Source organism: Achromobacter sp. RW408 (assembly GCF_003184165.1).
Taxonomy (GTDB): domain Bacteria; phylum Pseudomonadota; class Gammaproteobacteria; order Burkholderiales; family Burkholderiaceae_B; genus Achromobacter; species Achromobacter xylosoxidans.
This window is the reverse complement of the sequence record NZ_QHHO01000040.1, coordinates 409,983-432,531: the sequence shown is the minus strand read 5'-3', so window position 1 is coordinate 432,531 and position 22,549 is coordinate 409,983. Positions and strand designations below refer to the sequence as shown.

Sequence of the window (22,549 nt, the reverse complement as noted above, 5' to 3'; positions counted from 1 at the left end):
GGGCGGCCTACGAAGAAAAAAGCTCAGCTCTTGACCGACCGATGCCGACTAATGCTCATCATGATCCCAAACGCAATCCCCATGGTGAACAACGCGGTACCGCCATAGCTCATGAAAGGTAATGGCACGCCCACGACAGGCAGAATCCCCGTCACCATGCCCACGTTCACAAATACATAGATGAACAGCATCATCGTCAACGCCCCGGACAGCAACCGCCCGAACTGCGATGACGCGCGCGAGGCGATGGTCAGGCCGCGGGCCATCATCAGGCCATACAGAACCAGGATGGCGATACCACCGTACAGGCCGAATTCCTCGGCGTAGACGGCGAAGATGAAGTCGGTGGTGCGTTCGGGGATGAAGTCCAGGTGCGTCTGCGTGCCCTTCATGTAGCCCTTGCCGTAGACCCCGCCCGAGCCCACCGCGATCATCGACTGGATGGTGTGGAAACCCTTGCCGAGCGGATCGGAACTGGGGTTGAGCAGCGTGCAGACGCGGTGCTTCTGGTAATCGTGCAGCACCACCCAGTTGACGTCCGGTTCGCACAACTGGTCTTCGTAGTACACCAGCGTGCCGATGGCGATGATGCCCGCCAGCATGACCGGCACCAGCAGCTTGAACGACAGTCCGGCGAAGTAGATGACGAAGAAGCCGGCGCCGAACACCAGCAGCGCGGTGCCCAGGTCGGGTTGCAGCACGATCAGCCCGAAGGGCGCGGCCAGCATCGCGGCGGCGGCCAGGAAGTCGCGGATGCGCACCGCGCCCTCGTGGCGCTGGAAATACCAGGCCAGCATCATGGGCACGGCGATCTTCATCATTTCGGACGGCTGGATACGGGTCACGCCCAGGTTGAGCCAGCGCGTCGCGCCCTTGCTGGTCTCGCCGAAGAACTCCACCCCCAGCAGCAGCACCACGCCGATCACATAGAACGGCAGCGCCAGCTTCATCAGCCATTTGGGCGGGATCAGCGCCATGGTCCACATGGCGAAAAAAGCGATGATGAAATTGCGCGACTGTTCGGCGAAGCGCCAGTCGGTGCCGCCCACCGCCGAATGCATGACCGTCAGGCCGAGCGCCGCGAACATGAGCAGGATCGCCAGCAGCGGCCAGTCGAAGGCCGTGAAGACGCGCAGCAGGATCAGGCCGAGACGCTTCATTGTTGGCGCACCAGATCGGAGGTGATGTTTTCGACCGAGGCCGTCGACGCGTTGCGCTCGGGGCGCTGGATCTTGTCCTGGCGATCCTTGGCCAGCCAGTAGTCGAACACCTTGCGCGCCACCGGCGCGGCGACGCTGGCGCCCCAGCCGGCGTTTTCGACGATCAGCGCGACGGCGATGCGCGGGTGTTCCAGCGGCGCGAAGCCCATGAACAGCGCGTGGTCGCGCAGGCGTTCGTCGATGGCGCTGGCGCGGTAGTGGCCGCCGCGCAGGCTGAACACCTGGGCCGTGCCGGTCTTGCCGGCGGCCTGATAGGGCGCGTTGGCGAAGGCGCGGCGCGCGGTGCCGGCGCGGACCACGTCGGCCATGGCGTTCTTGATGACGTCGACGTTGGCCTGCTTGAGAGGGATGCGGTAGTCGGGCGCGGATTCCGTAGGCTTGGCCACGCCCGAACGCGGGTCGCGCACCGCGTGCACCAGGTGCGGACGGCGGTACAGCCCGTTATTGGCCAGGGTCGAGGTACCCTGCGCCAGTTGCAGCAGGGTGAAGGCGTTGTAGCCCTGCCCCACCGCCACCGAAATCGTCTCGCCGGCGTACCAGCGCTGGCGGTCCTTGTCCTTGTAGGCCGAACGCTTCCACTCGGTCGACGGCAGCACGCCGCGCTTCTCGCCTTCGAGATCGATGCCGGTGATCTGGCCAAAGCCGAACTGCTTGGTGAAATCGTGCAGCGCGTTCACGCCGATCTCGGGGCCGAGCGAATAGAAGTACGTGTCCGACGACACCACGATGGCCTTGTGCATGTCGGTCATGCCATAGGCGGCGCCGCCGGCGTTGCGGAATTTCTGGCCGCCGAACTCGTAGTAGCCGGGGTCCGAGATGCGGTCGGTGGCGCGGCGCTTGCCCAGTTCCAGCGCCGCCAGGCCGACGAAAGGCTTGTAGGTGGAACCGATCGGGTAGGTGCCGTACAGCGGGCGGTTGATCAGCGGGTGGTCCGGCGACTCGTTCAGCATGCGCCAGTTGTCCACGTCGATGCCGTCGACGAACAGGTTCGGGTCGAACGAGGGCTGCGAGACGAAGGCCAGCACCTCGCCGGTGTCGGGATCGATCGCCACCAGCGCGCCGCGCTGGCCCTCGAAGGCTTCCTCGGCCACCTTCTGCAGGCCCAGGTCGATCGACAGCATGATGTCCGAGCCCGGCACCGGGTCGATGCGCCGCAACGTGCGCATGGGGCGGCCGCCCGCGGTCACTTCGACCTCTTCCAGGCCGGTGCGGCCATGCAGGGCTTCTTCCCAGGTCTTCTCGATGCCCTTCTTGCCGATAACGTCGGTACCGCGATAGTTGCCCAGCAGGCCGGCGCGTTCGAGTTCCTCGTTGTCGTTTTCGGCGATGCGGCCGATGTAGCCCACCACGTGGGCGGCGGACTGCCCCTGCGGATACTCGCGCACCCAGCGGGCGCGCAGCTCGACGCCGGGGAACTGGAAGGCGTGGGCCGCGAACCAGGCCGCTTCGGTCTCGTTGAGGTTGTTGCGCAGCTGCAGGCTGGCGTAGCGGCTGGATTCGGCGGCGCGGCGCTTGAAGCGGCGTTGATCGGCCGGGCTGATGTAGACCACCTCGGTCAGGCGCTCGAACAGCGCATTCATGTTGCCGGCCTGGGCCGGCACCACTTCGAGGGTGTAGGTGCGGTAGTTGCGCGCCAGCACTTCGCCATTGCGGTCGAGGATCTCGCCGCGGCGCGGCGGGATCGGCACGACCGCGATGCGGTTGCGGTCGGCGCGTTCGGACAGGCCTTCGTAACGGTCGACCTGCAAGTACCAGAACCGGCCTATCAGCACGCCGAAGCAGACCAGCGCAAAGATGCCGCCGACCCAGGCGCGCAGGCGGAAGCGCTGCTTCTGCTGCTGGCCGGTTTTCTTGAATTCAAACATGAGACGCGGCGCCGCCGTCAGGCGGAGGAGGATTCGGCGTCGTCGGCACCGCGCTGCGGCAAGTGCAGCACCCAGCCCGCCAGCGGCCACAACGCGGCGGTGATGGCCACGCTGATGCTCCAGTCCCAGCCCGGCCACTTGCCGGCCAGCCAGGCATGGATGATCTGGGTGATGAAGCGCGCGATCAGGAACACCGGCAACATGTGCATCGCCTGGCTCCAGAGGTCGAACCGTTGCAGGCGGCGGTGCAGCACCACGGCGCCGTAGGCGACCAGGGTGTAGGACAGCGCGTGCTCGCCGAGCAGGCCCGCGTCATGCACGTCCATCAGCAGGCCGAAGCAGAAGGCGGTGAACAGGCCGACGCGGCGCGGCTCATGGACGCACCAGAAAGCGATGATCAGGATCAGCACGTCGGGCGCGCCCTGCCACAACCGCCACGGCAGCAGCGACACCAGCCACACCAGCAGGATGGTGCCCCACACGAAGAGGCCGTGCGCCGGCCCCGACAGGCGGTCAGGCTGCACGTTGCTGGGCGTGCCCAGGCGGCGCCGGGGCTGGCCGGATGATGGTTGGTTAGTCCGATCCACCGGAATCGACCTCCTGACGGTTGGACTCGGCACGTTCCACATCCACCTGCAGGACCAGGAAGTGGCGATAGCGTTCCGGGTGGGCCAGCGGCTCGCAGACGGCGCGGGCGAAGCCGGAAGCGGTGTCGCGCTCGACCGAGGTCACCTTGGCCACCGGCAGGCCGGCGGGAAACAGGCCGCCGACGCCGCTGGTGACGATGGTATCGCCTTCCTTGATGTCGGCATTGGCCGCGAGGTAGCGGACCTCCATCTTGCCGGGAGAGTTCCCGCCAAAGGCGATCAGGCGCAGGCCGTTGCGCAGCAATTGCACCGGGATCGATACCTGTTCGTCGGTGACCAGGGCAGCCTCGGCCGTCATGGGCGTGACGCGCACGATCTGGCCGACCACGCCGCCTTCATCGATCACCGGCATGCCCGGCGCCAGGCCGGCCTTGCTGCCCTTGTTGAACACCAGCCGCTGGTTGAAGGCGTTGGTGGGTTCGTACAGCACTTCGACCACCACGGCCGACTGGGCCACGGTGTCGGTCACGCCGAGCAGGCGGCGCAATTGGGCGTTTTCGGCGGCCAGCTGCGCCGCGTGCGTGGCCACCTGGGCCAGTTCGATGCGCTGGCGCTGCAGGGCTTCGTTTTCGCTGCGGATGAGGTTGGCCGCGTTGACCCATTCATTGACCTGCTGGACCAGGTCGCGCGGCGCCATGACGGCGCGCTGGAAGGGATACAGCGCCACGGACATCGCCCGGCGCGCCGGTTCCAGCATGCGCCACTGCGAATCCATGATGATCAGAGCCAGTGCCAGGACGACCAGGATGACCAGCCGCACCTCCGCGGGAGGGCCGCGCCTGAATAGGGGGGGAGTCCCTTGTCGTTGCATGAATCTCAGCCCGGGCGCCCGCGCCCGCAGCCCCCGCAGCGGCCGGAGCCGTGGAAAAGCGGGGCTCCGGGCTGGCGGGCGGTATTAGTCGTTGATGAAGATCGCGCCCAGTTTCTCAAGATGTTCCAGCGCCTCGCCGCAGCCGCGCACGACGCAGGTCAGGGGATCATCGGCAACCACCACCGGCAGGCCGGTCTCTTCCTGCAGCAGGCGGTCGAGGTCGCGCAGCAGCGCGCCACCGCCGGTCAGGGCGATGCCCTTGTCGGTGATGTCGGCGCCGAGTTCGGGCGGGGTCTGTTCCAGGGCGATCTTGACGGCCGATACGATCTGGTTGAGCGGATCGGTCAGCGATTCCAGGATCTCGTTGGACGAGACCGTGAAGCTGCGCGGCACGCCTTCGGCCAGGTTGCGGCCCTTGACTTCGATTTCGCGGACTTCGGAACCCGGGAACGCCGAGCCGATTTCCTTCTTGATGAGTTCGGCGGTGGGTTCGCCGATCAGCATGCCGTAGTTGCGGCGGATATAGTTGACGATGGCCTCGTCGAACTTGTCACCGCCGACGCGCACCGAACCCTTGTAGACCATGCCGCCCAGCGAGATGACCGCCACTTCGGTGGTGCCGCCGCCGATGTCGACGACCATGGAGCCGCTGGCGTCGGAGACGGCCAGGCCGGCGCCGATGGCCGCGGCCATGGGTTCTTCGATCAGGAACACGTGCGAGGCGCCGGCGCCGAGGGCCGATTCGCGGATGGCGCGGCGTTCAACCTGGGTGGAGCCGCAGGGCACGCAGACGATGATGCGCGGGCTGGGCGCCAGCATGTTGCGCGGGTGCACCATGCGGATGAACTGCTTGAGCATCTGCTCGGTGACCGTGAAGTCGGCGATGACGCCGTCCTTCATGGGCCGGATGGCCTCGATGTTGCCGGGCACGCGGCCGAGCATCTGCTTGGCTTCGTGGCCGACGGCCTGGATGATCTTCTTGCCGTGAGGCCCGCCTTCATGACGGATCGCGACCACGGAGGGCTCGTCGAGCACGATGCCCTTGCCGCGGACGTAGATCAGCGTATTGGCGGTACCGAGGTCGATCGCCATATCGCTGGAAAAATAACTGCGCAGGAATCCGAACATGGGAGCTCAGCTAAATTCTGGGGGGAATTGGGGTCATGCCGCGGGGCGTACCACCCGGGAAAGCCTGGGTGCGCCTGTCATCACGGCGATTAAACCGTGAATCATAACTTATAATTTCCCCGGAAATAGCGCATAAATGCAGGCTATTCAAGCTTTGTAACGGGTTTGGCATGTGCATACTGCCCAGTCCCGCCCCTCGGCCTTCGCTTCTCGATATTCGCAATCCCCATGGCGCTCAATGACACAGATGTGGCCCGCATTGCCAGGCTGGCCAGAATCGAACTGACCCCGGACCAGCGCGGCCACGCGCAAGCCGAGCTCAATGGCATCCTCCACCTGATCGAACGGCTGCAGGCCGTCGACACCCAAGGCGTCGAACCCCTGGCCCACCCGCTGTCGGCCCACGAGGACATCGTGCTGCGCCTGCGCCAGGACGCGGTCACCGAAACCGCTTCGGAGGCCCGCCGCGCCGAACTGCTGGCCAACGCCCCCGATGCCCAGGACGGCCTTTTCCTGGTCCCCAAGGTTCTCGACTAAGCCATGACCCAACCCGCCCTGCACACCCAATTCGAGGGGATCGCCGCCCTGCGCGCGGCCCTCGCCCAACGCCAGGTCAGCGCCGTCGAGCTGGCGCAAAGCTCGCTGGCGGCCGCCGACGCGGCCAGCGGCCTGAACGCCTTCTTACATATTGACGCCGAATTGACGCTGGCCCAGGCCCGCGCCGCCGACGCCGCGCTGGCCGCCGGCAACGCCGGCCCCCTGGCCGGCGTGCCCATCGCCCACAAGGACGCCTTCGTCACCCGCGGCTGGCGCACCACCGCCGGCAGCAAGATGCTGGACGGCTACGTCAGCCCGTTCGACGCCACCGTGGTCGAGCGCCTGCAGGCCGCCGGCGCCGTGTCGCTGGGCAAGCTCAACTGCGACGAGTTCGCCATGGGCTCGGGCAACGAGAATTCGGCCTACGGCGTGGTCCGCAATCCGTGGGATCCGGCGGCCGTGCCCGGCGGCTCCTCGGGCGGCTCGGCCGCCGCGGTCGCCGCCCGCCTGGTGGCCGCCACCACCGGCACCGACACCGGCGGTTCGGTGCGCCAGCCCGCCGCGCTGTGCGGCGTCAGCGGCATCAAGCCGACCTACGGCACCGTCTCGCGCTACGGGATGGTGGCCTTCGGCTCCAGCCTGGACCAGGCCGGCCCGCTGGCCCCCAGCAGCCGCGACCTGCTCGAACTGCTGGACGTCATCAGCGGCTTCGACCCGCGCGACGCCACCAGCCTGGAAAAATGCGATGCCGCCGCCAACGAACCGGGCCGCGTGCGGCGCGATTTCGATGCCGCGCAAGGCAGGTTCGACGCGGCCGGCAGCCAGCCCCTGAAGGGCCTGCGCATCGGCGTGCCCGAGGAATACTTCGGCGCCGGCCTGGCCCCGGACGTGGCCGCCGCGGTACAGGCCGCGCTGGCCCAGTTCGAAACGCTGGGCGCGGTGCGCGTGCCGGTGTCGCTACCGCGCACCGAGCTGGCCATCCCCGCCTACTACGTCATCGCCCCCGCCGAAGCGTCGAGCAACCTGGCGCGCTACGACGGCGTGCGCTACGGCCATCGCGCCGCACAGTACGGCGACCTGAACGAGATGATCAGCCGCTCGCGCGCCGAAGGCTTCGGCGACGAGGTCAAGCGCCGCATCCTGATCGGCACCTACGTGCTGTCGCACGGCTATTACGACGCCTACTACCTGCAGGCCCAGCGCCTGCGCCGCATGATCGCCCAGGACTTCCAGCGCGCCTTCGCCGGCCAGTGCGACGTCATCATGGGCCCGGTGACCCCCACGGTCGCCAAGAACATCGGCGACAACCGCGACGACCCCACCGCCGACTGGCTGGCCGACGTCTACACGCTGGGCGTCAGCCTGGCGGGCCTGCCGGCCATGTCGATCCCTTGCGGTTTCGGCACCGGCGCCGGCGCCAAGCGCCCTGTCGGCCTGCAGATCATCGGCAACTACTTCGACGAAGGCCGCCTCCTGGCCATCGCCGACCGCTACCAACAAGTCACGACGTGGCACAAGGCCACGCCGGCCCAGCAGGACGCCTAAGCATGAACTGGGAAATCGTCATCGGCCTGGAAACGCACACCCAGCTTTCCACCGACTCCAAGATCTTTTCGGGCAGCAGCACCGAATTCGGCGCCGCGCCCAACACCCACGCCAACGAGGTCGACCTGGCCCTGCCGGGCAGCCTGCCGGTCATGAACCGCGGCGCCGCCGAACGCGCCATCCGCTTCGGCCTGGCGGTCGGCGCCGAGATCGCGCCGCGCTCGGTGTTCGCGCGCAAGAACTACTTCTACCCCGACCTGCCCAAGGGCTACCAGATCAGCCAGTACGAGTTGCCGGTGGTGGTGGGCGGTTCGCTGTCGTTCTTCGTCGGCGAGGAAGAAAAAACCGTCAACCTGACGCGCGCCCACCTGGAAGAAGACGCGGGCAAGTCCTCGCACGACAATTTCGCCCTGGCCAACGGCTCGCCGGCCAGCGGCATCGACCTGAACCGCGCCGGCACGCCGCTGCTGGAAATCGTCACCGAACCGGAAATGCGCTCGGCCGCCGAGGCCGTGGCCTATGCCCGCGCCCTGCACAGCCTGGTGGTCTGGCTCGGCATCTGCGACGGCAACATGCAGGAAGGCTCGTTCCGCTGCGACGCCAACGTCTCGGTGCGCCCGGTCGGCCAGAAGGAATTCGGCACCCGCACCGAGATCAAGAACGTCAACTCGTTCCGCTTCCTGGAACGCGCCATCACCTACGAAGCGCGGCGCCAGATCGAGCTGATCGAGGACGGCGGCACGGTGGTCCAGGAAACCCGCCTGTACGACGCCGACCGCGACGAAACCCGCAGCATGCGCAGCAAGGAAGACGCGCACGACTACCGCTACTTCCCCGATCCCGACCTGCCCACGCTGGTGATCTCGCGCGAGTGGGTGGACGAGGTCCGCGCCGCCATGCCGGAGCTGCCGGCCGCCCAGCGCGCCCGCTTCGAATCCGAGTACGGCCTGCCGGCCTACGACGCCGCGCAGCTGACCGTCAGCCGCGACCTGGCCGCCTACTTCGAGGCCGTGGCGCACGCGCTGCCGGCCGGCCAGGCCAAGCTGGCCGCCAACTGGATCATGGGCGAAGTGGCCGCCACCCTGAACAAGGAAGAAAAGGCCATCGCCGACGCGCCGGTGCAGGCGCCGGCCCTGGCCGCGCTGATCAACCGCATCATCGACGGCACCATCTCCAACAAGATCGCGCGTGAAGTGTTCGGCGCCATGTGGGCCGGCGAGAACGGCGGCCAGCCCGACGCCATCATCGAAGCCCGCGGCCTCAAGCAGATCAGCGACAGCGGCGCCATCGGCGCCATGATCGACGAGGTGCTGGCGGCCAATCCGGCCATCGTCGAGGAATACCGCGCCGGCAAGCAGAAGGCGTTCAACTCGCTGGTCGGCCAGATCATGAAGGCCGCGCGCGGCAAGGCCAACCCGCAACAGGTCAACGACCTGCTCAAGCAGAAGCTGGACAACTGATCCCCGGCCGGCCCGCTTTCATGGGGGCCGGCGCAGTATCAGACCGAACCTAAGGCCGCGGCATCTTGCCGCGGCTTTTTGTTTGGCCAAGAATGGTTCGGTCGATTTCGCGCCGGAGACTTGGCCATGACCACCCCCTATCTATCCGTTCCGCAAGAACAGGTCGCCGAGCGACTGAATGAACTCATTGAAGCGGCCCATACCGGGACCCGCGTCGTCATCACCCGGGACGGCATGGCGTATGCTCAGTTCTGGCGGGTCAACCCGCTGCTGACCGAAGAGGCGCACCGCGCGATCGAGGAACTCAAGCAACTCAAGGGCATCCCGTATGTGGACGACGCCACCTGGTGGTACGCCGTGAAGGGGATACGCGAATGAAGCTCGTGCTCGATGCGTCGGTTGCCCTGAGCTGGCTGCAATTGCCCAGCCAGACCCACAGTGGGCAAGCGCTCACGATACTGGAAGGCCTGATTGACAAGCCCGCGCTTGTCCCATTGATCTGGAAGCTGGAAGTCGCCCAGGGAGCCTTACGCATCGAACGGTTGCGGCAAGCCACGCCAGACATGCTGAAAAAATTTTCGACGCGGTTGAAGATGGCGCCGGTGGTCAACGAGAACCGCCCTGCCACCACCTGGCTGCCGCGCTGTGTCGCGCTTGCCCGGGAACACGCCCTCACGGTGTACGACGCGTCGTACCTGGAACTTGCGCTTTGGCACGATGCCGCACTGGCCACCTTCGACAAGCGCCTGGCGCAAGCGGCATGTGCCTGCGATGTCGTCGTCATCGGCCCTGAAGCGCCGGCCAGCAGGCTGGAGTCCCCGGCGACCCGATACGGCAGCCGGCAGGCCAAGTCCCACCGGCCCGGATTTACTTCACCCCGTACTTCGTCCGGTACGCCTGCACCGCATCGCGGTGCTCGGCAAACGCGGCGTCGTCCTGCAGCAGCGCCATGATGTCCGCCAGCGATGCAATCGCCACCACCGGGATGCCATAGGTCTTGGCCACGTCCTGCACCGCCGAGTGCGCCGACAGCGCATCGTCGGCACCCGCCCGCTCCATGCGGTCCATGGCGATCAGCACGGCAGCCGGCTCGGCGCCGGCGTTGCGGATGATCTCCACCGACTCGCGCACCGAGGTGCCCGCGGTGATCACGTCGTCGATGATGACGACCTTGCCCTTGAGCGGCGCGCCCACCAGGGTGCCGCCTTCGCCGTGGTCCTTGGCTTCCTTGCGGTTGTAGGCGAACGGCACGTCGCCGCGGCCCTGCATCGCCGGGTGGTTGGCCAGCGCGACGGCGGTGGCCGTGGCCAGCGGGATGCCCTTGTAGGCCGGGCCGAACAGCATATCGAAGGCCACGCCCGAATCCAGCAGCGCCTGCGCATAGAAGCCTGCCAGCTTGCCGACCGAACCACCACTGTTGAACAGGCCCGCATTGAAGAAATAGGGACTGATACGGCCGGACTTGACCTTGAAGCTGCCGAAGCGCAGCACGCCTTCGTTCAGGGCGAAGCGGACAAAATCAAGCGAGGTGGCGGAGTTGGCAGAATGGGCGGCAGACATGCGAGCGGGGTCCGAGAGGTGGCAAACCCCGGCATTTTATCCGTTGTCGGGGCTATTGCCGGGCAACGTCGCCCAGTCGGTTAAATTCCTGGCATTGTTCCGGCCGTTCCCGGCCGCTCTACAGGAGTCCCGCTTTGCTGCGCATCACGTCGATCAACCTCAATGGCATCCGGTCCGCCTTCCGCAAGGGCCTGCAACCCTGGATGGAAAAGCACGCCGCCGACGTGCTGTGCCTGCAGGAAATCAAGGTGTCGGACGAGGATCTGACCGAGGATCTGCGCCACCCGCCCGGCTACACCGGCCACTTCCACCATGCCGTCAAGAAAGGCTACAGCGGCGTCGGCATCTATCTGCGTGATGCGGCCGAGCGCGTCAGCATCGGCCTGGGCTGCGAAGAATTCGATCCCGAGGGCCGCATCATCCGCGCCGACTGGAAGAACCTGTCGGTCATCAGCGCCTACCTGCCCTCGGGCTCCAGCGGCGACGAACGCCAGCAGGCCAAGTACCGCTTCCTGGACCGCTTCGGTCCGTGGATCGACGAACTGATGCACGAGCACAAGAAGACCGGCCGCGAATTCGTCATCTGCGGCGACTGGAACATCGCCCACAAGGAAATCGACCTGAAGAACTGGAAGGGCAACCTGAAGAATTCCGGTTTCCTGCCCGAGGAACGCGCCTGGCTGACCGACGTGTTCGACAAGCGCGGCTTCGTCGACGTGTTCCGCACCATCGACGAGCGGCCGGACCAGTACACCTGGTGGAGCAACCGCGGCCAGGCCTGGGCCAAGAACGTCGGGTGGCGTATCGATTACCAGATCGCCACGCCCGGCATCGCCGCCCGCGCCCGCAGCGTCGCGATCTATAAAGACGAACGCTTTTCCGACCACGCGCCGCTGACGATCGACTACGACGCCACGCTGTAGCAACCAGGCGGTGGGACGTCCGTTCCACCGCCTGGCGCATGATCTGGCGCAAAGTATAATTAGGGACACATCACAAGAAATCCGCCCGGCAAATATAGGACTCTGCCCCCGCTGCCGGGTGCATTCCCCTATGAAGCGCCCATGCCTTTCCTGCCGTGAACTTGGCATTATATTGGGGACGCATTAATTTTCCCTGTGAATTCAATGCCCACCCTTCTCTCTATGGAACCCGGGGTGATCTCCCCGCCCTCCAAACCGCAATGCGACCCCAATAATTAAAGAAAAAAGCGCTTTGATATCAAGGTGATGGAGCAGCCCGCCGTTTTGCGCAGGGCAACAAATTAGCCCTACAATCTCGCACCAAGCCGGTGCAATCCGCACCAAAACGGAGATTCGACGCCCCGAAACAGCGCATCTCCGCACTCATTCGAAGCGCCCCCCAAGGAGATCATGTTGAAAGTGCAGCGTCTGGACGACTTCCTGCGTAGCGTCGCCGTGCGCGATCCGCAGCAACCGGAATTCATGCAAGCCGTCCAGGAGGTGATGCTGAGTCTGTGGCCTTTCATCGAAAAGCACCCCCACTACGCCGAGCACGCTTTGCTCGAGCGCCTGGTGGAACCGGAACGCGTGATCCAGTTCCGCGTGTGCTGGACCGACGACAAGGGCCAGGCGCAGGTCAACCGCGCTTTCCGCATCCAGCACAGTTCGGCCATCGGACCGTTCAAGGGCGGCATGCGTTTCCACCCCTCGGTGAACCTGTCGATCCTGAAGTTCCTGGCGTTCGAGCAGACTCTGAAGAACTCGCTGACCACGCTGCCCATGGGCGGCGGCAAGGGCGGCTCCGACTTCGACCCCAAGGGCAAGTCCGACGCCGAAGTCATGCGCTTCTGCCAGGCCCTGATGATCGAGCTGTACCGCCACCTGGGCCCGGACACCGACGTGCCGGCCGGCGATATCGGCGTGGGCGCGCGTGAAGTCGGCTTCATGGCCGGCATGATGAAAAAACTGTCGAACTCCACCGCCAGTGTCTTCACCGGCAAGGGCCTGACCTTCGGCGGCAGCCTGATCCGCCCCGAAGCCACCGGCTACGGCACCGTCTACTTCGCCGAGGAGATGCTCAAGCGCGTCGGCAAGTCGTTCGACGGCCTGCGTGTGTCGGTCTCGGGCTCGGGCAACGTGGCCCAGTACGCCATCGAAAAGGCCATGGCGCTGGGGGCCAAGGTGGTGACGGTGTCCGACTCGAACGGCACGGTGGTCGACGAGGCCGGCTTCAACCACGAAAAGCTGGTGGCGCTGATGCACGTCAAGAACGACCTGCGCGGCCGCCTGGACACCTATGCCCGCCAGTTCGGTCTGGTCTATGAGCCCGGCAAGCGTCCCTGGCATGTGCCGGTGGACGTGGCCCTGCCCTGCGCCACCCAGAACGAGCTGGAGCTGGCCGATGCCGAAACGCTGATCAAGAACGGCGTGCAATGCGTGGCCGAAGGCGCCAACATGCCCGCCACTCTGGACGCCGCCAAGGCCTTCATCGCCGCCCGCGTGCTGTACGCGCCGGGCAAGGCCAGCAACGCCGGCGGCGTGGCCGTGTCGGGCCTGGAAATGGCCCAGAACTCGGCCCGCCTGGCATGGACCCGCGAGGAAGTGGACGCGCGCCTGCACGCCATCATGCGCGATATCCACGAGAATTGCGTGCGCCACGGCCACAGCGAGCGCGAATACGTGAACTACCTGGACGGCGCCAACATCGCCGGCTTCGTCAAGGTCGCCGACGCGATGCGCCAGCAAGGGCTGTACTGATCGACAGGCCGGCGCCCCATTGTGGGGGTACCGGCCAGCGACAAAAAAGGCGGCAGGCTGTTCGAGCCTGCCGCCTTTTTTTGTTCTGGGCCGCGCGCGGCGGGATCAGTGCTTCATCGCGCCGTGATCGTGGCTCATGCCGGGGTTGTGCGAGGCCGGTTTGACCTTGAACTGCACCGCCACCTCGCCCGCCTTCTCGAACTTCAACGTGGCGGGCACCGTGGCGCCTTCGGCGAACGGCGCCTTCAGCTTGATGAACATGACGTGGTAACCCCCGGGGGCCAGCTTGACCTCGCCGTCGGCCGGCAGCGCGATGCCGCCCTCGACCTGGCGCATCTTGGCCACGCCGTTGGTGGTCTCGACCGTGTGCAGCTCGACCCGCTCGGCGGCGTCGGACGAGATCGACAGCAGGCGATCGGGGGTCTTTGCATCGTTGTCGATGTCCATGTAGCCGGCGCCGTTGGACTGGCCCGGGGCGGACGCGCGCACCCAGAGATCGTCGATCTCGACCTGGCCGACCTTGTAGTCCTTGGCCCAGGCCGAACCGGCCGCGCACAGGCCCAGGACGGCAATAGCGGCGAACTTGCGGATGTTCATGGGGGTGTTCTCCTATGGGTTAACGCCGCCGGACCAGGCTGCGGGCGGCTGACAGAACCGAGTCGGTCAAAGCTTCCATCGCTTCGGAGTTTACCCGCCAATGCTGCCAGTACAGCGGCACGTCCTCCCAGGCGCGGCCCCGCAGCAGCATCAGATGACCTGCATCAAGGTGTTCCTGCACCAGTGGCAGCGGATTCATGGTCCAGCCCAGGCCCCCCAGGGTGGCCTGCACGAAGGCGCGGGTCGACGGCACCCACCAGACCGGCGGTTGCCATGGCGCCGGGTCCGAGATCTTGTGGGCGAAACGGGCCTGCAACGCATCCTTGCGGTTGAACACCAGCACCGGCGCCTGCGCCAGTGTCTGCGCATTCACGCCCTGCGCGAAATAGCGCTTGTGGAAGGCCGGGGTACACGTCGCCACATAGCGCATGCTGCCCAGCGCATGGATGCGGCAGCCTTGCACCGGATCGGCCAGCGTCGTCACCGCGCCCAGCACCGACCCGTTGCGCAGCAGCGCGGCGGTGTGGTCCTGGTCCTCGGACTGCATGTCGAGCGTGGCGCGGGTACGGCTGGAGAACTGCAGCGCCGCCTCGACGAACCAGGTCTCAAGGCTGTCGTGGTTGACCGCGATGGGGATGCTGGCGTGCGGCACGTCGTCGTCCGCCACGCCCAGCCGGTTCAGCGCGTCGTGTTCCAGCAGCGCGGTCTGCTCGGCCAGCTGCACCAGCACCTGGCCATCGCCGGTGGCCGCGGCGGGCACGGTGCGCTGGACCAGCAGCCTTCCCATGCGGTCTTCGAGCGCCTTGATCCGCTGCGACACCGCCGACGGCGTCACGCTCAACGCCAACGCGGCGCGTTCGAAACTGCCTTCGCGCACCACCGCCGCCAGGGCGCGCAGGTTGCCGTGATCGATTTTCATAGAATTAGTTTTGCTTAAGATAATGAAGGAAAATTAGCTGTATTTCATACCAGTGACAAGCGAAAATGATGCATTGTCGGCATGCGCAACGCTGCCGGCCCGGTATTCCAAGCGCCGCCACAAGGCGTTGCAGTCAAAAGGTTCGCGTCATGTTCGCCACGTTGTCATCTCCCCTCTTTCTCACCGCCTGGGCCAGCGGCACGGCCACGGGGCTGGGCCTGTTCGCCGTCGTCGGCGCGCAAAGCGCATTCATCCTGCGCCAGGGATTGATGCGCGCGCACCTGCTGTCGGTGGTTGCCATCTGCGCGTTGATCGACGCCGTCTTCATCTTCGCCAGCGTGTCGGGCCTGCAGGCCTTGACGGCCTGGTTCCCCTGGCTGACCACGGCGGTGCTGTGGTTCGGCGTGGCCTTCCTGTCCTGGTACGCGCTGCAATCGGCGCGCCGCGCCTGGAACGCCACCGGCGGGCTGGCCGCCGCGCGCGACGTGGTGCCCTCGCGCCGCGCCGCGATGCTGGGCGCGCTGGGCTTTTCGTTGCTGAACCCGCATTTCTGGCTCGACATGGTGGTGGTGGGCTCGCTGGCCCACGGTTTCGAGGATGCCCGCATGGCGTTCGCCGCCGGCGCCTTCACCGCCAGCCTGCTGTGGCTGGCCGTGCTGGGCATCGGCTCGCGCCTGTTCGCGCGCTTCTTCGCCAGCGCCTCGGCCTGGCGCGTGCTCGACGGCGTCATCGCCGTGGTCATGGCGGGCCTGGCGATCAGCCTGGCGGTCAAGGGCGTCTGAGGGTTGGCGCAGTCGCGCTGGCTGGACGGCTACGGGACGGGTCGTTGCGCAGGCGGCGGAAATACGGGGACGGGCTAGCCAGCCAGGCACTTTTATAATCGCCGCGTTGCCACTCTTTCGTCGGGCGCATGGCCGGCCCGCCAGACGATCATGCGCGGACCCTCCCCTTCCAAAGACGTGCGCCTGCCGCCGCTGGCCGCCATCCAGGCCTTCGAGGCCGCCGCCCGGCTCGGTTCGTTCGAGCGCGCCAGCGAAGAACTGTTCGTCACCGCCAGCGCCATCGGCAAGCGCATCGCCGCGCTCGAGGCGCAGCTAGACGTCACCCTGTTCATCCGCAGCAGCCGCGGCGCCACCCTGAGCGCCGCCGGGCGCGAATACCTGGAACAAGTGCGCACCGCGCTGGACCTGCTGTCCGATGCCTCGCTGCACAAGCGCGGCGAGCCCAAGCTCGAACCCCTGCGGGTGGTGTCCACCCCGACCTTTGCCCGCCAGGTGCTGATCCCCGCCCTGCCCGGCTTCACCGCCGCGCATCCGGACGTCGAGCTGGAAATCATGCTGTCCATTCCCTACCTGGACATCATGCCGCCCAACGCGGACGTCTGGATCCGCTTCGGCAGCGGCAAATATCCCGGCCTGCACGCGCGGCCGCTGACCACAGATCCGGTGTTTGCGGTCTGCTCGCCCGCCTACCGCGATGCGCACGGGCCGTTCGAACGCCCGCAGGACCTGTCGCGCGCCGCCCTGCTGCGCTGCCCGATGGAGCCATGGCGTCCCTGGCTGGCGGCGGCCGGGCTCGACTGGCCCGAACCCGCGCGCGGCGTCTGGCTGGTCGACCTGGGCATGATGCTGGCGGCGGCCCGAGCCGGCCAGGGCATCGCGCTGACCCGCCGCACGCTGGCGGCCGAGTGGCTGGACGAGGGCAAATTGCTGCGGGTGCTCGACATCGAGACGGCGGGTGAATCCCAGTACTACCTGTGTACTGAAATCTCGCGCCCTCCGGGCGGCGCGGCCCAAGCGTTTTCCCTATGGCTGGCCGCCGTCTGTGAACGCGCGGCCCAATGGCCACGGGCTTCTTCGGCCAAACCGGAATAAATTTCCAGCCCCGGGCGGAAGGAAATTCCGCGCACCGCCGCGCGTCGCTGGCTAGCATGCGCCCAACATGGCCTGCGCGCGCAAACCGGCTCCGCGCGCCGGGCCTGCCCCGATCTTTGGCCGTCCCATGCTGCGTCGCAATGCCGGGCCGTCGGCGGGTGCGACGGTACTAGGTATTTACGCGGAAAAACCCCGCCGGGTCAGATTCGCGTAAGCGATTAAGCAGACAGTCACAACACGCAACAGGAGTGCGCCACCCACCTTCTTCACGCCGCCTGGCGCCGGCACACGGTTTTCCACGCAGTTCTACCAATTACAACGGAGACATCCATGGATTTTCGTTTGAAGCTGCTTGCAGGAACCCTTGCTTTTGCCGTATCGGCCGCGGGCTACGCCGCCGACCCCATCAAGATCGGCGTGGCCGGCCCCTATACGGGCGGCTCTTCCTCCATGGGGGTGAGCATGCGCGACGGCGTGCGCCTGGCCATCGAGGAAATCAACAAGAATGGCGGCGTGCTCGGCCGGCAACTGGTCGCGGTGGAACGCGACGACGAAGCCAAGAACGAGCGCGGCGTGCAGATCGCCCAGGAACTGATCAACAAGGAACAGGTCACCGCCACGGTCGGCTACATCAACACCGGCGTGGCGCTGGCCTCGCAACGCTTCTACCAGGACGCCAAGATCCCGGTGTTCAACAACGTGGCCACCGGCAGCGTCATCACGCACCAGTTCAAGGCGCCCGAATACCCGGACAACTACGTATTCCGCAACGCGGCGCACGACAGCATCCAGGCGCCGATGATCGTCGAAGAGGCCATCACCCGCCGCGGCTTCAAGAAGGTCGCGATCCTGGCCGACTCCACCAACTACGGCCAGCTCGGCCGCGAGGACCTGGAAAAGGCCCTGGACGCCAAGGGCATCAAGCCTGTGGCCGTCGAGAAGTTCAACATCAAGGACGTCGACATGACGGCCCAGCTGCTCAAGGCCAAGGCCGCGGGCGCCGAAGCCGTGCTGACCTACGGCATCGGCCCCGAGCTGGCGCAGATCGCCAACGGCATGGCCAAGCTGGGCTGGAAGGTGCCGATCATCGGCAGCTGGACGCTGTCGATGGCCAACTACATCGACAACTCCGGCTCCAACGGCGAAGGCGCGCGCATGCCGCAGACCTTCATCCAGGATCCGGATACGCCCAAGCGCAAGGCCTTCATCGATGCCTACCTGGCCAAGTTCAAGCCCAAGAACAATCGCATCGACTCGCCGGTGTCGGCGGCCCAGGGCTATGACTCGATCTTCCTGCTGGCTGCCGCCATCAAGCAGGCCAACTCCACCGAAGGCCCGAAGATCCGTGAAGCGCTCGAGAACCTGCAGACGCCGGTCGAGGGCGTGGTGATGACCTACAACAAGCCCTTCACCCACGACAACCACGACGCCATCGGCGCCAAGGAAGTGGTCATCGGCGAGGTCAAGGGCGGCCGCGTGGTCAAGGCCAACTAAGTTCGTCCGAAGCAGTGCGGCGGCGGCTGCCCAGCCGCCGCCGCCGGCGTTCCCGCGCGCGGGGCGCCGGCATGCAGTCGCCTGACAACAGCGTTCTGCCCAAGGGGGTTGGGACGGAACACAGCGCCTCACGACACACACCATGATTCTTCTACAGCTTATCTATAGCGGTATCGCGCTGGGCATGATCTATGCCGTCATCGCGTTCGGGTACCAGCTCACTTTCGCCACATCCGGCACCCTGAACTTCGGCCAGGGCGAAGCCCTGATGCTGGGCGCGCTGGTCGGGCTCACGCTGGTCGGCCTGGGCGTGAACTATTGGGTCATGATTCCCATCGTCTGCATCTTCGGCTTCGCGCAAGGCGCGCTGGTCGAGCGGGTCGGCGTGCGGCCGGCCATCAAGACGCGGTCCGAATTCGGCTGGATCATGGCCACCATCGCCCTGGGCATCATCTTCAAGAACGTGGCCGAGAACATCTGGGGCCGCGACGACCTGCGATTCCCCTCGCCGCTGCCCGAGGCGCCGATCGAGGTGCTGGGCGCGAACGTGCTGCCGATGGAACTGCTGGTGGTGTTCGGCGCGCTGGCCATGATGCTGCTGGTGGAACTGTTCAACCGCAAGTCCATCTACGGCAAGGCTTTCGTCGCCACGTCCAACGACCGCGACGCCGCCGGGCTGATGGGCATCAACACCGGCATGGTGATCACGTTTTCGTATGCCCTGTCGTCGCTGACGGCCGCCTTCGCGGGCGTGCTGGTGGCGCCGCTGACGCTGACCGGCGCCACCATGGGCGCGGTGCTGGGCCTGAAGGCCTTCGCGGTCGCCATCATCGGCGGCCTGTCCAGCGGCATGGGCGTGGTGGTGGGCGGCCTGATCCTGGGGATCGCCGAGACCACCACCGGTTTCTATCTTTCGACGGGGTACAAAGACGTGCCGGGACTGGTCCTGCTGCTGCTCGTACTGACCTTCAAACCCGCCGGCCTGTTCGGCAAGACCGCGATCAAGAAGGTGTAAGCGATGAAACCCCTGCACCTGCTGCTTTCCATCGTGGCGGTGGCCTGCCTGGCCGCCGTGCCCCTGGGCGTGACCAACACGTACTACCTGCACCTGATCGAAACCATCATGATCTATTCGATCCTGCTGTTCGGGCTCGATATCGTGGTGGGCTACACCGGCCAGGTGTCGCTGGGCCATGCCGGCCTGTTCGGCATCGGCTCGTATGTCGCCGGCGTGCTGTTCTTCCATCTGCAGATGCCGATATGGGTGATCCTGCCGGCCGCCATCCTGATCGCGGCGGCTTTCGGCGCGGTGCTGGCGTTGCCGGCGCTGCGGGTCACCGGACCCTACCTGGCGATGGTGACGCTGGCCTTCGGCACCATCATCCAGATCCTGATCAACGAGATGACCTTCCTGACCGAAGGCCCGCTCGGCATCAAGATCCCCAAGCCGTCGATCGGCGGCCACATCCTGACCAAGAGCGAGTACTTCTGGCTGGTGGCGGCGTTGCTGGTGCTGTCGCTGATCGTGGTGCACCGGATCCTCAAATCGCACCTGGGCCGCTCGTTCGAGGCCCTGCGCGACAGCCCGATCGCCTCGGACTGCATGGGCGTGTCGGTCTATCGCCACAAGGTGTTCGCCTTCGTCATCAGCGCCGGCTTCGCCGGCCTGGCGGGCGCGCTGTATTCGTACTCCGAGCAGTACATCTCGCCCAACACCTACAACTTCGAACTCACCATCCTGTTCCTGCTGGCCATCATCATGGGCGGGCGCAAGAGCCGCACCGGGGCGCTGCTGGGCGCATCGATCATCGTGCTGCTGCCCAAGATGCTGGACGACATCGCCACCTTCCGCCTGATCGCGCTGGGCGTGGCGATCCTGGTGACGGTGGGCAGCGCGATCGCCATCTCCAAGGGCCGCACCGAGGCCCGCCGGGTGGCGGTGCCGGTGGTCGGCACCATCCTGCTGGCGGTGTTCTCGTATTGGCTGGAGGCGGTGACCGACTGGCGCCTGACGATCTTCGGCGCCATGATCCTGTTCGTCGTGTACTACCTGCCCGACGGCATCGTCGGCTTCGTGCGCAACCTGTTCTTCTCGACCCGCCGCGCGGCGCTGTCGGTCAAGAAGGACCTGGTCAAGGAACAGGAAGCGGTGCCCGACGCGGCGCGGGGCCATGGCGAAACGCTGTTGGCGGCCAAGCAGGTGCTGATGCAGTTCGGCGGCCTGAAGGCGCTGAACCAGGTCGACCTGACGGTCAAGCGCGGCACCATCCATGGGCTGATCGGACCGAACGGTTCGGGCAAGAGCACCATGATGAATGTGCTGACAGGCATCTATGTGCCCACGGCGGGCGCGGTGGAATTCGGCGGCAAGTCACTGGTGGGCCTGGCGCCGGCCGACATCGCCGCCACGGGCATCGCCCGCACCTTCCAGAACGTGCAGCTGTTCGGCGAGATGACGGCGCTGGAGAACGTGCTGGTGGGCCTGCACCACACCTTCACGACGGGACTGGCGGGCATCGCGCTGCGCACGCCGAAGTGGAAGGGCGAGGAACAAGGCGCGCGCGCCCGCGCCCTGGCGCTGCTGGAATTCGTGGGGTTGGAGGACCTGGCCAGCGAAGAGGCCCGCAACCTGCCCTATGGCAAGCAACGCCTGCTGGAAATCGCCCGCGCGCTGGCGCTGGACCCGCAATTGCTGCTGCTGGACGAGCCGGCTGCCGGCCTGACGGCGCCGGATATCGCCGAGCTGCTGACGATCATCCGCAAGGTGCGCGACCACGGCATTACGCTGATCCTGATCGAGCACCACATGGATGTGGTGATGGGGGTGTGCGACACCGTGTCGGTGCTGGACTTCGGCCAGAAGATCGCCGAGGGGCTGCCCAATGAAGTGCAGAGCAACGCCAAGGTTATCGAGGCGTATCTGGGCGGCGCGCCCGCCTGACGCCAAGGACGACAACATGCTATCGATCAAGAATCTGGAAGCGGGCTACGGGAAGGTGAAGGTGCTGCACGGCATCAGCATGGAGGTCCCGAAGGCCAAGGTGGTGACGTTGATCGGCTCGAACGGGGCCGGCAAGACGACGACGATGCGGGCGCTGTCGGGGATGATCCGGCCGACCGCGGGCGAGGTCACGCTGGGCGGCAAGCGCATCGACGGACTGGAATCGCATCGGATCGCGCGGCTGGGGCTGGCGCATTCGCCGGAAGGGCGGCGGGTGTTTCCTACGCTTTCCGTCACCGACAATCTGCTGCTAGGCGCATTTCCCCGGTTGACGGGGAGCCGGCCCAAGGGCGACGTGCAGGCGGACCTGGGGCGGGCGATGGATCTGTTCCCCCGCCTGAAGGAGCGGCGCGAGCAGTTGGCGGGGACGCTGTCGGGCGGCGAACAGCAGATGCTGGCGATGGCGCGGGCGGTGATGCTGAATCCGGAGCTGGTGCTGCTGGATGAGCCGTCGATGGGGTTGGCGCCGATCCTGGTGGAGGAGGTGTTCCGGATCATTGCGCGGCTCAAGGATGAAGGGGTGACGATGTTGCTGGTCGAGCAGTTTGCGGCGGCGGCGTTGAATGTCGCGGATTATGGGTATGTGTTGGAGAATGGACGGATTTCTGTGCATGGGAGTGCGGAGAAGTTGAAGCATGATCCGGCTGTGGTGGCGGCTTATCTTGGGGGGGCGCATTAGTTTTTTGCTGGCGTCGGATTGAGTTCTTGAGACGCACGGCGGGGCGGCGGGCGGTGGCGGACGGGGCTACGATTGCGGTCCGGAGCGTTCGCTCCGGACTGCCCCGTTGTCAACCTCGTACGCCTTCGGCTCCCTACGGTTTCCCTCGGGCGCATCTACACGCCCCGCCGCCCCCGCCCGCCAACGCAACGGGCTCACGTCGTCTTGGTTTCGCCATTGCAGGGACGAGCAGTGTGCTTGGCGTTTTTGCCAACGACTGGAATGGAGGGGAGGATCTTGCGGGGCCCGCCCAAAGCCGGCCGCGCGGGCGGCCTTTTTGGGCTTACGCGATGAGGGGCGTCGAGAAATTGGCGCGCAGCGAACCCCGCCCCGACGCCAGACACCATGTATGCCGTTGATGGCCGCCCGCGCGGCCGTCAACGGCGGGCGACGCAAGACTTTCTCCTTACCCCACGCTGCAGCAGCGTCACATTCCTCGACACCGGTAGCCCG

The 22,549-nt window shown here is 66.3% G+C and carries 21 protein-coding genes; 13 read left to right on the top strand and 8 right to left on the bottom strand.

Translation table 11 applies throughout. The annotated features are described in order from the left end of the window. Positions 1-23: 23 nt before the first annotated feature. The 5 genes from rodA to DK459_RS09555 all read right to left on the bottom strand — a co-directional run bounded on the left by rodA (position 24) and on the right by DK459_RS09555 (position 5,671). Positions 24-1,160, bottom strand: coding sequence for a rod shape-determining protein RodA (gene rodA / locus DK459_RS09575; protein WP_006389859.1), 1,137 nt, complete (start codon positions 1,158-1,160; stop codon positions 24-26). After that, positions 1,157-3,085 (bottom strand): penicillin-binding protein 2, encoded by a 1,929-nt coding sequence (gene mrdA / locus DK459_RS09570; RefSeq protein ID WP_006389858.1) that lies wholly within the window; start codon positions 3,083-3,085, stop codon positions 1,157-1,159. The genes rodA and mrdA overlap by 4 nt, the downstream gene beginning before the upstream one ends. A 17-nt stretch (positions 3,086-3,102) precedes the next feature. Then, on the bottom strand, positions 3,103-3,672 hold the full coding sequence (mreD, locus tag DK459_RS09565; RefSeq protein ID WP_020925967.1) for a rod shape-determining protein MreD: 570 nt from the start codon (positions 3,670-3,672) through the stop codon (positions 3,103-3,105). Next, a complete protein-coding gene (gene mreC, locus DK459_RS09560) occupies positions 3,659-4,543 on the bottom strand; it encodes a rod shape-determining protein MreC (RefSeq protein ID WP_006389856.1) in 885 nt (294 codons plus the stop codon). Before mreC ends, mreD begins: the two co-directional genes overlap by 14 nt. Before the next feature lie 84 nt (positions 4,544-4,627). Beyond that, positions 4,628-5,671, bottom strand: coding sequence for a rod shape-determining protein (locus tag DK459_RS09555; RefSeq protein WP_006216320.1), 1,044 nt, complete (start codon positions 5,669-5,671; stop codon positions 4,628-4,630). Positions 5,672-5,899: 228 nt separating this feature from the next. Between DK459_RS09555 and gatC the strand changes: the two genes are divergently transcribed. The 5 genes from gatC (at position 5,900) to DK459_RS09530 (ending at position 10,166) form a co-directional block, all read left to right on the top strand. Next, complete coding sequence (gatC, locus tag DK459_RS09550) at positions 5,900-6,208, top strand: Asp-tRNA(Asn)/Glu-tRNA(Gln) amidotransferase subunit GatC (RefSeq protein WP_006389855.1); 309 nt, start codon at positions 5,900-5,902, stop codon at positions 6,206-6,208. 3 nt (positions 6,209-6,211) lie between these two features. Then, a complete protein-coding gene (gene gatA / locus DK459_RS09545; RefSeq protein ID WP_020925965.1) occupies positions 6,212-7,753 on the top strand; it encodes an Asp-tRNA(Asn)/Glu-tRNA(Gln) amidotransferase subunit GatA in 1,542 nt (513 codons plus the stop codon). Positions 7,754-7,755: 2 nt separating this feature from the next. Beyond that, complete coding sequence (gene gatB / locus DK459_RS09540; protein WP_006389852.1) at positions 7,756-9,213, top strand: Asp-tRNA(Asn)/Glu-tRNA(Gln) amidotransferase subunit GatB; 1,458 nt, start codon at positions 7,756-7,758, stop codon at positions 9,211-9,213. A 126-nt stretch (positions 9,214-9,339) separates the two neighbouring features. Beyond that, the gene (locus DK459_RS09535) at positions 9,340-9,591 is read left to right on the top strand and encodes a hypothetical protein (RefSeq protein WP_006389851.1); all 252 of its coding nucleotides are present in this window, start codon (positions 9,340-9,342) and stop codon (positions 9,589-9,591) included. Then, positions 9,588-10,166, top strand: coding sequence for a type II toxin-antitoxin system VapC family toxin (locus tag DK459_RS09530; protein WP_006389850.1), 579 nt, complete (start codon positions 9,588-9,590; stop codon positions 10,164-10,166). The genes DK459_RS09535 and DK459_RS09530 overlap by 4 nt, the downstream gene beginning before the upstream one ends. Here the strand turns inward: DK459_RS09530 and pyrE are convergent. Further along, on the bottom strand, positions 10,081-10,773 hold the full coding sequence (gene pyrE, locus DK459_RS09525; RefSeq protein ID WP_006389849.1) for an orotate phosphoribosyltransferase: 693 nt from the start codon (positions 10,771-10,773) through the stop codon (positions 10,081-10,083). The genes DK459_RS09530 and pyrE overlap by 86 nt on opposite strands. Before the next feature lie 134 nt (positions 10,774-10,907). On the opposite strand from pyrE, the gene DK459_RS09520 reads away from it, so the two are divergent. Both DK459_RS09520 and gdhA read left to right on the top strand, forming a co-directional pair. Continuing rightward, positions 10,908-11,696, top strand: a complete 789-nt coding sequence (locus DK459_RS09520) for an exodeoxyribonuclease III (RefSeq protein WP_006389848.1) — start codon at positions 10,908-10,910, stop codon at positions 11,694-11,696. A gap of 450 nt (positions 11,697-12,146) precedes the next feature. After that, positions 12,147-13,493 (top strand): NADP-specific glutamate dehydrogenase, encoded by a 1,347-nt coding sequence (gene gdhA, locus DK459_RS09515; RefSeq protein WP_006389847.1) that lies wholly within the window; start codon positions 12,147-12,149, stop codon positions 13,491-13,493. A 105-nt stretch (positions 13,494-13,598) separates the two neighbouring features. Here gdhA and DK459_RS09510 read toward each other — a convergent pair whose 3' ends face one another. Next, positions 13,599-14,090, bottom strand: coding sequence for a copper chaperone PCu(A)C (locus DK459_RS09510; protein WP_006389846.1), 492 nt, complete (start codon positions 14,088-14,090; stop codon positions 13,599-13,601). A gap of 19 nt (positions 14,091-14,109) precedes the next feature. Further along, positions 14,110-15,009 carry a LysR family transcriptional regulator ArgP gene (locus tag DK459_RS09505; RefSeq protein ID WP_006389845.1) on the bottom strand — a complete coding sequence of 300 codons (900 nt, stop codon included), beginning with the start codon at positions 15,007-15,009 and terminating at the stop codon, positions 14,110-14,112. Positions 15,010-15,158: 149 nt separating this feature from the next. Between DK459_RS09505 and DK459_RS09500 the strand changes: the two genes are divergently transcribed. The 6 genes from DK459_RS09500 to DK459_RS09475 all read left to right on the top strand — a co-directional run bounded on the left by DK459_RS09500 (position 15,159) and on the right by DK459_RS09475 (position 22,057). Then, entirely contained in the window at positions 15,159-15,791 is a 633-nt protein-coding gene (locus DK459_RS09500; protein WP_006389844.1) for a LysE/ArgO family amino acid transporter, read from the top strand. A gap of 150 nt (positions 15,792-15,941) precedes the next feature. Next, entirely contained in the window at positions 15,942-16,883 is a 942-nt protein-coding gene (locus tag DK459_RS09495; protein ID WP_035184243.1) for a LysR substrate-binding domain-containing protein, read from the top strand. A 330-nt stretch (positions 16,884-17,213) separates the two neighbouring features. After that, positions 17,214-18,377 carry an ABC transporter substrate-binding protein gene (locus tag DK459_RS09490; protein WP_054443601.1) on the top strand — a complete coding sequence of 388 codons (1,164 nt, stop codon included), beginning with the start codon at positions 17,214-17,216 and terminating at the stop codon, positions 18,375-18,377. 142 nt (positions 18,378-18,519) lie between these two features. Continuing rightward, positions 18,520-19,392 (top strand): branched-chain amino acid ABC transporter permease, encoded by an 873-nt coding sequence (locus DK459_RS09485; RefSeq protein ID WP_006389841.1) that lies wholly within the window; start codon positions 18,520-18,522, stop codon positions 19,390-19,392. Between the two features lie 3 nt (positions 19,393-19,395). After that, entirely contained in the window at positions 19,396-21,318 is a 1,923-nt protein-coding gene (locus DK459_RS09480) for an ATP-binding cassette domain-containing protein (RefSeq protein ID WP_006389840.1), read from the top strand. A gap of 16 nt (positions 21,319-21,334) precedes the next feature. Then, positions 21,335-22,057, top strand: coding sequence for an ABC transporter ATP-binding protein (locus DK459_RS09475; protein WP_047992089.1), 723 nt, complete (start codon positions 21,335-21,337; stop codon positions 22,055-22,057). Positions 22,058-22,549: the final 492 nt, after the last annotated feature.